10 protein-coding genes and 1 tRNA gene are annotated in these 14,411 nt (G+C 37.9%); 9 read left to right on the top strand and 2 right to left on the bottom strand.

What is annotated here, in order from left to right; translation table 11 throughout:
- Window positions 1-81 precede the first annotated feature (81 nt).
- The 6 genes from ACZZZW_RS22510 to ACZZZW_RS22485 all read left to right on the top strand — a co-directional run bounded on the left by ACZZZW_RS22510 (window position 82) and on the right by ACZZZW_RS22485 (window position 8,864).
- Window positions 82-155, top strand: a tRNA-Arg gene (locus tag ACZZZW_RS22510).
- Between the two features lie 403 nt (window positions 156-558).
- Complete coding sequence (locus ACZZZW_RS22505) at window positions 559-1,152, top strand: RNA polymerase sigma factor (protein WP_055912613.1); 594 nt, start codon at window positions 559-561, stop codon at window positions 1,150-1,152.
- Window positions 1,153-1,253: 101 nt separating this feature from the next.
- Window positions 1,254-2,426: a FecR family protein gene (locus ACZZZW_RS22500; RefSeq protein ID WP_463496719.1), complete on the top strand. Its 1,173-nt coding sequence runs from the start codon at window positions 1,254-1,256 to the stop codon at window positions 2,424-2,426.
- A 134-nt stretch (window positions 2,427-2,560) separates the two neighbouring features.
- A complete protein-coding gene (locus ACZZZW_RS22495) occupies window positions 2,561-6,016 on the top strand; it encodes a TonB-dependent receptor (protein WP_463496716.1) in 3,456 nt (1,151 codons plus the stop codon).
- Between the two features lie 24 nt (window positions 6,017-6,040).
- Complete coding sequence (locus ACZZZW_RS22490; RefSeq protein ID WP_463496714.1) at window positions 6,041-7,807, top strand: RagB/SusD family nutrient uptake outer membrane protein; 1,767 nt, start codon at window positions 6,041-6,043, stop codon at window positions 7,805-7,807.
- 67 nt (window positions 7,808-7,874) lie between these two features.
- Window positions 7,875-8,864 carry a metallophosphoesterase family protein gene (locus tag ACZZZW_RS22485; RefSeq protein ID WP_463496712.1) on the top strand — a complete coding sequence of 330 codons (990 nt, stop codon included), beginning with the start codon at window positions 7,875-7,877 and terminating at the stop codon, window positions 8,862-8,864.
- Window positions 8,865-9,066: 202 nt separating this feature from the next.
- Here the strand turns inward: ACZZZW_RS22485 and ACZZZW_RS22480 are convergent, their stop codons facing one another.
- The gene (locus tag ACZZZW_RS22480; RefSeq protein WP_463496710.1) at window positions 9,067-9,765 is read right to left on the bottom strand and encodes a phosphonatase-like hydrolase; all 699 of its coding nucleotides are present in this window, start codon (window positions 9,763-9,765) and stop codon (window positions 9,067-9,069) included.
- A 215-nt stretch (window positions 9,766-9,980) separates the two neighbouring features.
- On the opposite strand from ACZZZW_RS22480, the gene ACZZZW_RS22475 reads away from it, so the two are divergent.
- The 3 genes from ACZZZW_RS22475 (at window position 9,981) to ACZZZW_RS22465 (ending at window position 12,715) form a co-directional block, all read left to right on the top strand.
- Entirely contained in the window at window positions 9,981-11,063 is a 1,083-nt protein-coding gene (locus tag ACZZZW_RS22475; RefSeq protein WP_463496708.1) for a zinc-binding dehydrogenase, read from the top strand.
- Window positions 11,053-12,300 (top strand): MFS transporter, encoded by a 1,248-nt coding sequence (locus ACZZZW_RS22470; protein ID WP_463496706.1) that lies wholly within the window; start codon window positions 11,053-11,055, stop codon window positions 12,298-12,300. Before ACZZZW_RS22475 ends, ACZZZW_RS22470 begins: the two co-directional genes overlap by 11 nt.
- Before the next feature lie 85 nt (window positions 12,301-12,385).
- Complete coding sequence (locus tag ACZZZW_RS22465; protein ID WP_055912590.1) at window positions 12,386-12,715, top strand: hypothetical protein; 330 nt, start codon at window positions 12,386-12,388, stop codon at window positions 12,713-12,715.
- 4 nt (window positions 12,716-12,719) lie between these two features.
- On the opposite strand, the gene phnA is transcribed toward ACZZZW_RS22465, so the two are convergent.
- Window positions 12,720-13,961 (bottom strand): phosphonoacetate hydrolase, encoded by a 1,242-nt coding sequence (gene phnA, locus ACZZZW_RS22460; RefSeq protein WP_463496703.1) that lies wholly within the window; start codon window positions 13,959-13,961, stop codon window positions 12,720-12,722.
- Window positions 13,962-14,411 lie beyond the last annotated feature (450 nt).

The raw sequence follows: 14,411 nt of genomic DNA, 5'->3' as shown, positions 1-14,411 counted from the left end.
TTTTTTTGATATTTTTTTAAAATTTAATTGGAAATTAAAATATCAAATTATACCTTTGCAGTCCGTTAACGATACGGAAACGCATTTGTAGCTCAATTGGATAGAGCATCTCACTACGGATGAGAAGGTTTGGGGTTCGAATCCCTACAAGTGCACTGAAAGGGAAGATTGAAAAATCTTCCCTTTTTTTTTATGTTGTATTTTTTAAACGCCTATTTGTGAGGTGTTTAATGGATTTTCATTCGTTACTTAGCTATTTGATAGCGGTTATTTCTACAGTAGGGTTTAGAGTACAAATCCATATGCCTGCTTTCCAATATATTAATTGATTAAATCCAGATCTTGTTGAATGTTACAATGGCCTTTCCATTACATATTGCTGTAATTCACCTTAGCATTTTGTGTTATTCTATTTGAAAGAAAAGGTTTACGGCTAATTAATAACTAAAATTTAACAAAGAATTATTTTGTTTTTAATAAACAAAGTTTAGTTTTGCTAAACAATAAACAAATAGCTATTATTCCGGTCATTTTCAAATCGATAGATTTTAATCCCTAATGAAAAATCACGATAAACTTTCTGATAATGATTTGATTGTCCAGCTACGGATGGGCTGTAAAAATGCATTTGCTGAAATTTATGATCGATATTGGGAAATACTATTAAATGCCGCTTATCAACGTCTGCATTCGAGAGAAGATGCAGAAGAAGTGGTACAAGAATTATTTGTGAATCTTTATTTTCGCCGTTGCGAAATTGATCCAAAATCTACCTTAGAAGCTTATCTTAAAACAGCTCTCAAATTTAAAGTAATTGATGCTTACCGTGTGCAGCAATTGCATTATAGGCACATTGATGGTATAATTGCCGAAACGAATTTATTGTCAACTGCACCCGCTAACCAATTGGAAATTAAAGAGTTTAAGCAAATTGTCCTTACAGCCTGTAAAAAATTACCCGAAAAATGCCGTGAAGTATTTATCATGTTCCGCTTCGAAGAATTATCACATCGGGAAATTGCCGATCGCGAGGCTATTTCGGTCAGTACGGTAAAAAAACACCTCCATAAAGCCATGCTTTTTCTTAGGGAAGAATTTAAGGGCAGCAAGACTTTCTTAACGATTGCCTGCCTGATTTTCTTTTCTAAATAATCTTTTTAAATTATTCTCCTGTTATTCAGTTTCTTATAATTTTTTATTGATTTATTTCAATTTAGGATAGAACCTTTTCCTCTTTGCTTCGAATACACTATATGAGCAAGAATGAAAATGCTTTCAATAAACATTTACTTGATTTAATGGCCAAGTTTAATAACGGACAGGCCACAGCAGCCGACATTCAAGAAATTGAGCTATGGTACGAAAATCAGACTTCGAATGCTGGATATACTGATGGTTTCATGATGGACGAACTCCAGGAAACCAAACAGAAAATATTGCTTCGCATTGAAGAAAGTATACAGAAAGAAACTGTGCCTGTTGGAAAACTTTATCCATCCAAAAAATTCAAAACATTTGCTCTTGCAGCGGCTTTGGTGCTGGCCTTTGGGACCACGTTATATTTTAGTTTAAACGAAATAAAAGCAGAAAAAAAAGAGTTGGTTAAACTTAATGATGTAGCTCCTGGAGTGGATAAGGCAATTTTGATACTTGCCAATGGCAAAAAAATCAGTTTAGAAAGTTTAAATAACGGCGAAATTGCAAATCAGAATGGTATTAAAATTTCTAAAACTGCAAATGGGCAGTTGATTTATGAAACGATTGCAAATACAGAAAATAAAGCTTTTAAACCTGAATTTAATACCATCGAAGTTCCTCTAGGCGGGCAGTGGCAGGTGATACTTCCAGATCAGTCTAAAGTATGGTTAAATGCACAATCGCGCATTACTTATCCGTTGCATTTTGCGGGTGGTGAACGAAATGTAGAAATAGGCGGTGAAGCTTATTTTGAAGTCGCACACAATGCTAAAATGCCATTTAAAGTACATTGTGGTAAGCAAATCGTAGAAGTACTGGGTACGCATTTCAATATTATGGCTTACACAGATCAAAATCTGATTAAAACAACACTTTTGCAAGGCTCAGTAAAAGTTTCGGAAGGGAAAAATACTAAACTTTTAACTCCTGGTGAACAGGCAGAAACAGGTTCAGGAGAAATTAAAATAACGGCCAATGTGGATGTTGAAGATGTTGTGGCATGGAAAAACGGCTATTTTAAATTTGATGAGAACCTCGAATCCATAATGACAAAGGTAGCCAGGTGGTACGATGTTGAAGTAGTTTACCAGTGCAAACCAGATCCTAATATTGTTTACGCGGGCAAAGTATCGCGTTCTAAAAATATATCTTCCTTACTGAAAATCATAGCGTTTGATGGTGATGTACACTTTAAAATCGAAGGAAGGAGGATTATCGTGACCAAATAACTACAACGGGCAAGGTAAACCAAAAATGGCCAAAGGTGTTCGAGCACCTTCGGCCGGATGTTGAGTTTACCCATTCCGAGCAATCGGAATAAAAATTTAACGAAGAATTAAACCAAAACCCAACATTCAAATTTATGATTTTAAACTTACATAATCGGTATGGAGATAGTTACCATGCCTTTTACAAATTTCTGCTGGTGATGAAAATTACTACACTGTTTCTGATGATAACCATAATGCAGGTAAGTGCGAGCACTTTCGCGCAAAAGATAACACTCAACAAGGTTAATGCTCCTTTATCGCTAATTATTGAAGAGATCAGGAACCAGAGTAACTATGATTTTTTTTACAATAAAAAAGCACTGAAACTGGCCAAATCGGTTACCATAAACGTAAAAGACGCTTCACTTGAAGAAGTATTGGAAATTTGCTTAAAGGATCAATCTCTAGAATATCAAATATCTGATAAAACTGTATTGATTAAAGGGAAAGAACTTAGTATTTATAATATTTTTCAAACAAAGGAGAAAATATTAGGGAAAGTGGTTGATGAAAAAGGGCTGCCAATCCCAGGTGCTACTGTAAAGGTAAAAGGAACCAATAGGATTACTAGTGCAGATGGATCGGGTAGTTTTTCGATAGATGCAATTGAAGGCGATGTGCTAATTGTTACTTTCATAGGTTCTGTAACCCAGGAGGTAAGGGTAACAAAAACAAATATGACAATCGTTTTAAAGGAGAGTAGTAAGATGCTTGATGAAATGGTGGTAGTAGGATATGGGGCCAAAAAGAAGGTTAATTTAACCGGATCCATTGATCAGGTAACGGCTAAGGATTTGGACGATAGGCCTGCTACGCGTTTAAGTCAGGTTTTGCAAGGACAGATGCCCGGTCTAAATATTACAACAACCACTGCAGGTGGAGCGCCAAATGCCACTCAGAATATTAACGTAAGGGGCTTTACAGGGCTTGGCGTAACTGGTGGACCACTTGTGGTAATTGATGGGGTGCAGGGTGGAGATATTAACTCAATTAACCCGAGTGATATCGAAAGTGTTACAATTTTAAAAGACGCCGCTTCTGCAGCTATTTATGGATCAAGTGCACCATACGGCGTATTATTAATTACAACTAAGAAAGGAAAGCAAGGACCACCTTCTATCTCTTATAATAACAATTTGGCTTTTGCCACGCCAATCAACTTGCCTAAAATGATGAATTCTTTAGATTTTGCTGATATCTATAACGAAGCCTATGCAAATGCTGGTCGTGGGGTGGCATTTAATGATGAGGTTTTAAAAAGAATGAGAGATTACCAGGCGGGCATCATCACTACTGAGACTGTGCCTAGTAAAACCACAACCGATTGGTGGGGTAGTTGGTTTGAAGCAAATGGTAACCACGATTGGTTTAAAGAATATTTTAAAGATGTTTCGAGTGCACAACAACATAATCTATCGGTTACAGGCGGTGGTAATTCATCTGATTATTACATAGGTTTGGGATACAATGAGAAAAATGGGATGTATAAGTTTGGCGATGATAACTATAAACGTTACAACATCAGGGCAAACTTTAATAACGAAATAAATAACTGGTTGGGTTTTAGTTTGAGAACAGCTTTAGCCAGATCAAATTATGATACTCCAAATACTGTTTCGGCACGTACGGGTGGTAATTACATGCATCAAATTGCCCGCAAATTTCCAAACCTCGCATTATTTAATCCTACTGGCGAATACAACGAGGCTAATGATATTCTGTTACATGAAGAGGGTGGCCGAAATATCGACCAGCGTAATGATGTGGTAACTACCGGTGAGATTAGGATATCTCCTGTAAAAGGTTTAAAAATAACAGCAAACTACACTTTTGATGGTATTTTTTCCAATCAATCGGCCCATTTAAAAACCTTGTATACAACACTTCCGAGTAATAACCTGGGTACGATTAGTGGAACTACGCCAAACGCTTACTCCTTAACAAATACACGTACAATACATCATGTGGTTAATGCATTTGCCAATTATGAAAAGAATTTGGGAGATCATAATATTGCATTAACAGCTGGTTATGTTAAAGAGTTAACCAATTATAATACTACCAGCGGATCCAATACCAATCTGTATTCTGATAACATTCCATCATTGAACTTAACTTATGGTGCCAATGCTTCTGCAAGTGATGCGGCAAGGCAGTTAGCCGTTGAAGGCGTTTTTGGAAGGTTTAGTTATGCTTACAAAGATAAATACATGCTTGAAGTTAATGGCCGTTACGATGGTACCTCAAGGTTTTTAGAAGGTGTAAGGTGGAAATTTTATCCAGGTATTTCAGCAGGTTGGAATATTGATAAAGAAAATTTCTGGAAACCCATTTCAAAAGTGGTAAACACATTTAAATTGAGACTGAATTATGGTAGTCAGGCCGATCAGCAGTTTTTGGATGTTAATACGCCAAACTGGTATCCCTTTTATCCAAGTTTGGGCACTACCCGACCTACCTCTACGTCTTGGTTTTTTGGAACGGCAAGAGAAGCTTCTGTTTCTGCACCGCCATTGGTTAATAACGATCTTACCTGGGTTACCACTACAACCTATGGTGCAGGCTTCGATGCCTCATTTTTGCGCAACAGATTAAGCACTACATTTGAATGGTATAAACGTGAGGCAAAGGATTTTGCCGGTCCAAGCGCGCCGCTGCCGACAGTACTTGGTGCTGCAGTTCCGCCTGCAAATAATACGGCTATCGAAACCAAAGGGTTTGAAATTTCTGTTAAGTGGGCTGATAAAATTGGCGATTTCTCTTATGGCATAAAAGCTACTTTGGCCGATTATAAAGGTAAAGTAACCGAATACCCTAATCCAAACAGGTTGATCAGTGATTGGTATACCGGAGAGGTGATGGGCAATATTTATGGTTATACATCAAATGGCCTGTACACTTCAGACAATGTTGGTACTGCTATTCCTACTCCTGCATTTTGGAATGGAAGATGGCAGGTTGGTGATGTTAAATATGAGGATTTAGATGGAGATGGCAAAATTACAATCGGACCAAATACTGCTGATAATATGGGCGATAGAAGTGTTATTGGTAATTCTACACCCAGATATCAATATGGTGCAACCATTGATCTGGGTTGGAAATCATTCGACTTTAGTTTGTTCTTACAAGGTATAGCAAAGCGTGATGTATTTATCGGTTCCAATTATTTTTGGGGGATCCAGAGCAGTGAATATCAGAGTTCACCTTTTACTGTACATGCAGATAGATGGTCGCAAACCAACCAAGCCGGTTATTTTCCTAGATATTATATGAGCGACGAGGTAAATAAAAATTACCAAACCTCTACAAGATACCTGCAAAATGCCGCTTACATGCGTATTAAAAATGTTCAGTTAGGTTATACTTTGCCAGCTAATATCGCTTCAAAAGTATTTTTAAAAAGAGCCAGGTTGTATGTAAGTGTAGAAAACCTGGCAACCTTTACCGATTTAATCAAAACAATGGATCCTGAACTTTCGCTCAGCGATGCGAAGATTTATCCATTGCAACGTACTTATTCGTTCGGTTTAAATCTTACACTTTAATTTTTACGGGTAAATCATAATAATATGAGATTGTTAAAAAATATAAATTTACTATTGGCATTGTGTGCAGTACTAATAGTATCAGCATGTAAAAAAGATTTTTTAGATAAGGCACCACTAACCAATATCAGTGATGCTGAATACTGGAAAACTACAAACGACTTACAATTATACTGTAATAATTTTTATGCTGTTTTTCCTTCCTACACAGGTTTTGGTCCGATAGGTAATTTTACAGATGATGCAGATCAGGGTAGTGACAATATGATTGCCGAACAGGTAAATACTACCATTAATGGTAACCGTACGGTACCTGCTTCTGGTGGTGGCTGGGATTGGGCGCAATTAAAAAACATCAATTATTTCATGGCAAATTACCAAAAAGTAAATGCATCGTTTGATTTGGTAAAACCTTATGTAGGCGAAGCATTATTTTTTAGGGCTCAGTTTTATTTTGATAAATTGAGAACCTTTGGTGCAGTGCCATGGATAAATAAACCTATCTTATCACTAGATGATCCAACATTGTTTAACGCTAGGTTAGCGCGTAATATCGTTGTCGATTCCATTATTAATGATTTAGATAAGGCTATAATTTATCTGCCTACTAAAACCTCAGCAAAAACTTCGCGGATAAATAAGGAAGTAGCCATGCTTTTTTTATCCAGGATAGCTCTGTACGAAGGAACTTGGGAAAAATACCACTCGGGCACTGCCTTTGGTGCTGTAGGTTCGGATGGATCAAAATATCTGCAAAAAGCTGCTGATGTTGCTGCTGCGTTAGTTAACTCAAATGTATATAGTTTAGATAATACAGTGGTGAGCCCGACAAATTATTGGAATCTTTTTAACCAAACTGATTATGCCGGAAGTAGAGAGGTAATGCTGTGGCGCCGTTATGAGGTTGGTGTAATTTCACACAATTGGCATAGGTATAGCAATGGTGGAGCAGGCCGTGGTATTACAAAGAATTTGGTAGATGATTACCTTTGTATAGATGGTTTGCCTAAATCTCAAAGTTCTTTATATCAAGGAGATAATACACTGGTTAATGTAACAAAAAACAGAGACCCACGTTTGCAGCAAACCATTTATGTAAATGATGGCCAGCATTTCATTTCCACTAATCTTCCAAACGGCCAGGCTAATGTAGTTTTTGTTGCACCTGCATTATTGGGTGGTGGTACGCAATCAAATACTACTGGCTACCAGTTGTATAAAGGCCATAATGCAAATTATGCACAGCAGGTTGTGGCCGAGGTAGGTACTACCGGCTTAATTTTATTCAGGTATGCCGAGGCCTTATTAATTTTAGCCGAAGCAAAAGCTGAGCTGGGTACGCTTACGCAAGCTGACGTAGATTTAACCATTAACAAATTGAGGGCAAGGGCAGGGATGCCCAAGTTGATAATTGCTTCAATTGTGACAGATCCAAACTGGATTTTTCCAATGTTAAATTCAACCATTAATGAAGTAAGACGAGAACGAAGAGTTGAGTTAGCTTGTGAAGGATTTAGAAGGGATGACATTTACAGATGGGCTGCCGCTGACGAATTATTGGTCGGCTGGAAACCGAAAGGCGCAAAAAAAGCACAGTTTGCGGGAGCTATTGATGCACCCACTTTAGCAAAGTATCCTGAAGATGCCAATGGATATATCGAATGGTTCAAAAATAATACAGCGTTAACATCCGGTTATCGATTTAATACCAGTAGAGATTATCTAGCTCCTTTGCCAACCAATCAATTAACCATAAATCCTGCTCTGAAACCACAGAATCCAGGCTGGTAATAAACTATTAAAAAACCGATAGTTTCAAAAGGCTATCGGTTTTCTGTTATACCTCAACTTGTTAGCAATGAAAAACTTAAACAGAAGAGAATTTATCAGCGGGATGTTTGCCACAGGGATTGTTCTGCAAATTCCTGATACTGCTCTTGCCATGTTTTCGCCGAAAGCAAAACCGATTAAAGTTGGTGTAATTACCGATTTACATCAGGATGTAATCCATAACGGCAGCGAACGGTTAAATGCTTTTTTAACCCACTGTAAAAATATTAATCCCGATCTGATTCTTCAAATGGGGGATTTTGCCTATCCAAACGAAAAAAATAAGGAACTGATAGATCGCTTTAATGGTGCCCACACTGAGGCATTGCATGTAATTGGCAATCACGATACAGATTCAGGCCATACCAAAGCACAGTGCATCAGCTATTACAAAATGCCAGCCAGGTATTATACAAAAGAAATTAATGGGGTATGTTTTATTGTGCTGGACGGGAATGATAAAGGATCGCCAAAACATAAGGGAGGATACCCATCATATATAAATGATGAGCAAAAAAAATGGTTGCAACAACAATTAAAAGAGATCAATAAACCCATTATTATTGTAAGCCACCAACCGCTTGCAGGTGCTTTAGCGGTAGATAATGCCGAAGAAATACAGGAAATACTCAGTTCGGCTGCTGATAAAATTCTATTGGCTATAAATGGTCATACCCATATCGATTGCCAGTTGTTGATTAAAAATGTCAATTATCTTCACATTAATTCAGCCTCTTACTTTTGGGTGGGCAGCAAATACAAACACAATAGCTATTCTGAAGAAATTCATCAAAGCCATCAATGGATAGCCAGCACCTGCCCTTACCAGGATTCGCTTTTTACTACCTTAACAATTGATCCCTCATCGGCAAGCATTATTATCGAAGGCAGAAAAAGCAAATGGGTTGGCCCATCTCCAAAAGAACTGAATTTTAAGGATGAAACGGGGTTGCTTGTCGGCAAAGAGATTGTACCAGTTATACGCAAAAGAAAAATTATTGGTGTAGGAAAAAAATAAGTTTGATACAATTGAAATTCATTTTTATGGTAGTTGCCAATGCATTATGCTGATGGTAGCTACCTTAATTATATAAGAAGCTTCCAGAAAATAGGTAAATCGACATAATTTACGCTAAAAACATAATTAAAAGCAAAAAAAAATGCTGGCGTGTTTCCACGCCAACATTTTGATGTTAATCATTGGGTATTTAATTGAGCGCTTATGCGTTTGCCGGTGCTGCGGTTATAATGCTTAGAACTTCTTTTAGCTCGTTAATCACAGCATCTGGATTTGCTTCTTCCAATTGTTCTTGTGTATGTGCACCTGTGGTAATGCCAATACTTAATCCGCAGCCAGCATTTTGGCCTTCTTCTATATCAATATTCGAATCGCCAACTTTAACCACAAGTTTTCCATCATTTATTCCATGTTGTTTCATGGCCAATAAAATCATATCCGGTTCAGGTCTGTTTTGGCTAACATCTGAGGCTGTAATCAAGGTATCAAAATCAACGCCTGCTTTCCAGCCGATTTTATCCAGAATAGCTGTTGCAGTAGATCGGTCGTAACCTGTATTCAGCACTGAAATAATTTCTTTTTCACGAAGTTTTTTAAAAAGTTCAATCGCACCCGGTTGTCCTGAAATATCTTCCTTTTCGTAAGCGAGTTTTAATTTTCCGATAAACTCATCATAAATGTCTCCTACAACACTTTCTTCAAAATTACCTTCGTAAGTTCTTAATACAGACCTAATGGCTTCTCTTTTTTCTTTTCCGGCGGCTACAGCGAGTACCTGATCGAGACTGTAATTAAAACCAGCCGCGTTTATAGCATTCATTAAAGTTTTGTATACCAGGTTATTTTCGTTTATTGTTGTGCCAGCCATATCAAATACGACCATTTTAATTTCAGTATGCATTGTGCTTTTTATCTTTAAGGTAAATTAATTTTTTAAACTCAGTGGCCAAATATAATACCTGAAAAGTTACTAAACAAATGTTTAGTAATTGTTAACATTTACATTAACATTTGTTTACTTTTGCTAAACATTAAAAACGTTTATTTGCCAATTCTTGGCAATACACACAAAAATGTGAGGCCACGATAACCAAATTGATCAATAGATAAATAAATATGAAAAATGCAACTCTCATTGCCTTCAATGGATCAGGAAACCACCTTGAAGAAATGAAAACGGCTATTCCTGAATTGAAACCTGGTGAAATTCTTGTCGAGAATCTTTACACAACAATATGTGGGAGTGATCTGCATACTTTCTGTGGATTACGAACCGAAGCCGTGCCCACGGTACTGGGCCACGAAATTGTTGGCGAAATTGTAGGTTTTCATTCTGAGCATGCCCAAATAGATTATTTAGGAAATCAGCTCAAAATCGGTGACCGGGTTACCTGGAGCATATTTGCTTCCAATGCCGATTCGGACAGGGCGAGGGCAGGCATGCCACAAAAATCAGATGGGCTTTTTAAATATGGCCATGCTACCATAACAGAAACTGATGCCCTTCACGGCGGACTTTCTACTCACTGTGTATTAAAAAATGGTACCACGGTACTTAAAATCAGTAAAGAAATTCCGTTAAAGGTGGCAGCTACCATTAATTGTGCAGTTGCTACGGTTGCCGGTGCGGTACGATTATCAGGAAGTTTAAAAGGAAAAAAAGTGTTAATCTCCGGAGTGGGTTTACTAGGTCTAGTAGCTGCGGCAATGTGCAGTGCTGATGGGGCAGAAGAGGTACACGTTGCCGATGTAAATGCAGAACGCCTACAGCTGGCGCAATCATTTGGGGCTGGCAATCAATACTTATTAAACGAAAATCCTCAGCTTCCCAATAATATTGATGTGGTTTTCGATATGAGTGGCTCGCCAGACGCAATGGAAACCGGACTTTCTACACTTACAGTTGGTGGTACAGCAGTTTGGATCGGAGCTGTATTTAAAGCCCGTGAAGTAAAGGTAAATGCCGAACAAATTGTTCGCAACCTGATCACCATCAAAGGGTTGCACAATTATAACCATGAAGATTTTACAGCGGCAGTTAAATTTATTGAAAATAATTATTCAAAATTTCCTTTCGAAGCATTGGTTTCAGCGGAGTTTTTGCTCGCTGAGGCCGAAGCTGCATTTAATTATGCAGTTGCGAATAAACCTATACGTGTTGGGATAAATATTGCTAAAAAAGGCGGTAATGAACAGTAGCTCAAATACTTTAAAGTGGCGAATGCTCCTGGTAACCATGTTGTGTTACCTCTTCTTTTATACCGGAAGGCACAATTTCGGCTGGGCAATAAAAGGTATGGTTGCAGAATTGCATATTCCTTACAGCACCATTGGCTGGATTAGCTTTTGTATGTTAATCGGTTATGCAATAGGCCAGTTTATCAATGGAAACCTTGCCGATAAATTAAGCCCGAAACTGATGATCGCAACAGGTGCCTATTTATCAATTCTGACAAATATTGCCATCAGTTTTTCCAACACGGCTACCTTAATTATGATCCTTTGGGGGCTAAATGGTTTCTTTCAATCTATGGCTTGGGCACCGGGTGCAAAACTGATTAATAACTGGTGGGATGAACACGAACGTGGTAAAGCTTTTGGTTTTTATACCATGGCGGCTGGATTATCTTCGGCTGTTACTTACCTGATTTCTATCGTGTTATTACAGCAGGGAATAGAATGGCGGATGTTGTTCCGTTTGCCTGTTTTACTTTTATTGATTACGGCTACCATACTTTTAATTGTAGCGAAAGATAAACCGGATGAGAATGAAAACACAGGAAATGCACAAGTTGATGCTCAGGAAACAGCTTGGTTGGATCGATATAAGGAAGCTTTTAAAAATAAAAAGTTTCTCCTCACTTCTTTGTCTTTTGGTTTCGAAAGTATGGCCCGTTATGGCCTTATATTTTGGGTTCCTGTACATTTTCTGGGTAAAAACTGGAAAGAAAATCCAGGCAATATCTGGGTTACTTTTCTGCTGCCGGTTGGGATGGCCATCGGTGCACTTTGTTTTGGCGTTTTATCCGATACCATGTTTAAAGGAAACCGATTAAAGGCCATCATTGTGGGCATGTCGGTAAGTGCCGTACTATCACTCCTCATTTTTATTGTGCCAACACAACAAATTGCATTAAGTGGTTTGCTAATGTTGCTTACAGGTTTCTTTGTGTATGGTCCGCAGGCTTGCTATTGGCCATTAAGTCCGGATATGTTGGGCAGTAAGTTAACTGGTACAGGAGTGGGAATTATGAATATGTGTGGTTATCTTTTTGCGGCCATTGGCGAACCATTTTTAGGTTACGTGATTGATATTACCGGCGATAGCAACAATATTTTTATTGTTACCGCAATTGCCTGTGTATTATCAGCTTCGATAGCATTCTTTGTTTCCAGAATGGGAGAAAAGACAAAAGTAGAGCAAGTTTTGGCCTAATAAAGGCGATTACACAGGTTAAAATAAAAACCGGCCGCAAATTTTGGCTGTCGGTATGGTTCAAAGCGTTTTTTTTAAATAGAATATGAGTGTAAAAGGGATTAACAGGGCAACGGTAACAAACATGATCGGATTGCTTGAGCAATTGGAAGAGCTGGAAGGCATGGTTGGTAATGACCCTGAGGGTTGCGACCAAATCAGGAATCTTAAAGCAGATTTAATTACTACCTATCAGAAGTACGAATGTATGGTAAGGGAAATCAGTGAGCAGGTTGGTGTTTATCAGGATCTCTACGGAAAAATCAGGTTTAGATTTGTACCGGAAAAATTGAAATTACTCAGGCGAACTATTCCGCAGGATAGCTATGAATTTGTGTTATTAAAAGCTAGTATTCAAAAAAGCCATATGATTTAAGTGTTTAATGCGTGCCATTAACTGTAAAATCAAAAATATCAAAATTGCGTGGATCACCCTGTGCTTTTAACTTATAAATAGCATTTAAGGGTTCTGAAATTATCATGGGTACCATTTCTTCATATCGGCCACCATGCGAACGTAAGGTGCCATTTAATGCCTTTAAATCATGATGAGCGGCTGTTTTTCCGATAACAACATCACGGGCAGACAGTACAAATAGATCTCCGGTGCGATCGGCCGGTTGTTCCAGTATGCGGCAACCTGTTTCCTTATCATATACTTCAGTAATGCCAATTTGCTGCCCCAGCCAGTTTTTTACCGCTTCAATTTTAGCGGCATCATCCACATAAACCAACACATAAGAACCTAAGGCTCCATGATGTTTAACATAAGGATCAGTAATGGGGCAGATTACCCTAAATCCACTTCCAAATTTCTCATTAAGCATGGTTTCGATAAACAAAACATTTGGTGTTCCATCAGTTTTTACTTTTGCATTCATGCCATGATCGGCCGTTGCACCAATAACCGCTCCTAATTGCAGCATTTTACCCAGTTCAACATCCTGTGCTTCGTAAAAAGCAAGCGATTCTTCCGTATCAGGTGCATAAGTATGTTGCATGTAATCAGTAAGCGATAAATATAAAAAATCAGCCATGCCTTTTTCCAACAAGGCTACACCTGCTCTTAATACAAATAAACTCGCCTCTGCACTATAAATAACGGGAGCTTTTTGCCCAATGAGTTCTTCTACATGCTCAATACCATGGGTTTGCAAATTTGCTTGTGCAGCCTTTTCAGCCGAAAAAGCAATGCCATTTAACTGATGTGAAAGGATATCACGTAGTTTTTCTTTTGCCGTAACAACTGCTACTTTTCTGCCCGCGTGCGCTGCTGCTGCCAATAATGTTTCGGCCCTCAGGTAATTGGAAGCATTCATCATTACCTCCTCATCTTTTTCTGCATCGTAAAAAAAGTTGCCACAAATACCATGTACTGCCGGACTAACCCCTGTTACGATAGACGAATTATTTACATTGGTAAAAGAAGGCAATGCACCGCGTACCATGCCTCTGTATCCCTGCAATATCATTTTTTTTAGGTTTGGCATCCGGTCCTGAACCAGTGTAGTATCAAGGTATTCGTCGGCCGAGCCATCCATGCAGATAACTACAATCGGTTTTGAGGGCGGTAAATAGTTTATATTATTTGCTGAAAAGGATTTGGTAGAAATAGCATTCATTGTTTGGCTGCAAGGTTGTTTTGCGAACTGTGAATTTAATGCTTTATCGTGTAAAACCCATTATAAATATAGTTTAATTAATAAACGCAGTGTGAGTTAATGAGCTTAGAAAATCCTGAACTATTTCAGCTATTCGTTTGCTAAAAGGTTTAATCAAATTTGATTAAATGCGATCGGCATTATTTGGCCAAATGCCCCTGTTATTGGAAGATATGCTGTGAAATATAAATATAGCATAAGATTCTTTGTAGATTAAGATAAATGTCATTAAAATAGCTCTTTTTTAAATAAATTCTTAATTTTAAATGGCTTCTAAATTAATAATTATATATTTGCAGCCTTGAAAGTAAACAATTTAACTAATCTTTTAGATCCAGTAATTTGTATTTACTTTTGATAGAGCCATAGGAATAAGGCTTTTTTAATTTTAAAGACAACCTAAACAACTTG

The sequence above is a fragment of the Pedobacter sp. AC379 genome, assembly GCF_979258145.1.
Note: the sequence above shows the minus strand (reverse complement) of the source record. Positions and strands in the feature narration are given on the sequence as shown.

What these genes read in the sequence shown, in the direction of transcription:
- ACZZZW_RS22490 (WP_463496714.1), top strand. Translation starts at nt 6,041, where the DNA reads ATGAGATTGTTAAAAAATATAAATTTACTATTGGCATTGTGTGCAGTA.
- ACZZZW_RS22485 (WP_463496712.1), top strand. Translation starts at nt 7,875, where the DNA reads ATGAAAAACTTAAACAGAAGAGAATTTATCAGCGGGATGTTTGCCACA.
- ACZZZW_RS22505 (WP_055912613.1), top strand. Translation starts at nt 559, where the DNA reads ATGAAAAATCACGATAAACTTTCTGATAATGATTTGATTGTCCAGCTA.
- phnA (WP_463496703.1), bottom strand. Translation starts at nt 13,961, where the DNA reads ATGAATGCTATTTCTACCAAATCCTTTTCAGCAAATAATATAAACTAT.
- ACZZZW_RS22495 (WP_463496716.1), top strand. Translation starts at nt 2,561, where the DNA reads ATGATTTTAAACTTACATAATCGGTATGGAGATAGTTACCATGCCTTT.
- ACZZZW_RS22500 (WP_463496719.1), top strand. Translation starts at nt 1,254, where the DNA reads ATGAGCAAGAATGAAAATGCTTTCAATAAACATTTACTTGATTTAATG.
- ACZZZW_RS22470 (WP_463496706.1), top strand. Translation starts at nt 11,053, where the DNA reads ATGAACAGTAGCTCAAATACTTTAAAGTGGCGAATGCTCCTGGTAACC.
- ACZZZW_RS22465 (WP_055912590.1), top strand. Translation starts at nt 12,386, where the DNA reads ATGAGTGTAAAAGGGATTAACAGGGCAACGGTAACAAACATGATCGGA.
- ACZZZW_RS22475 (WP_463496708.1), top strand. Translation starts at nt 9,981, where the DNA reads ATGAAAAATGCAACTCTCATTGCCTTCAATGGATCAGGAAACCACCTT.
- ACZZZW_RS22480 (WP_463496710.1), bottom strand. Translation starts at nt 9,765, where the DNA reads ATGCATACTGAAATTAAAATGGTCGTATTTGATATGGCTGGCACAACA.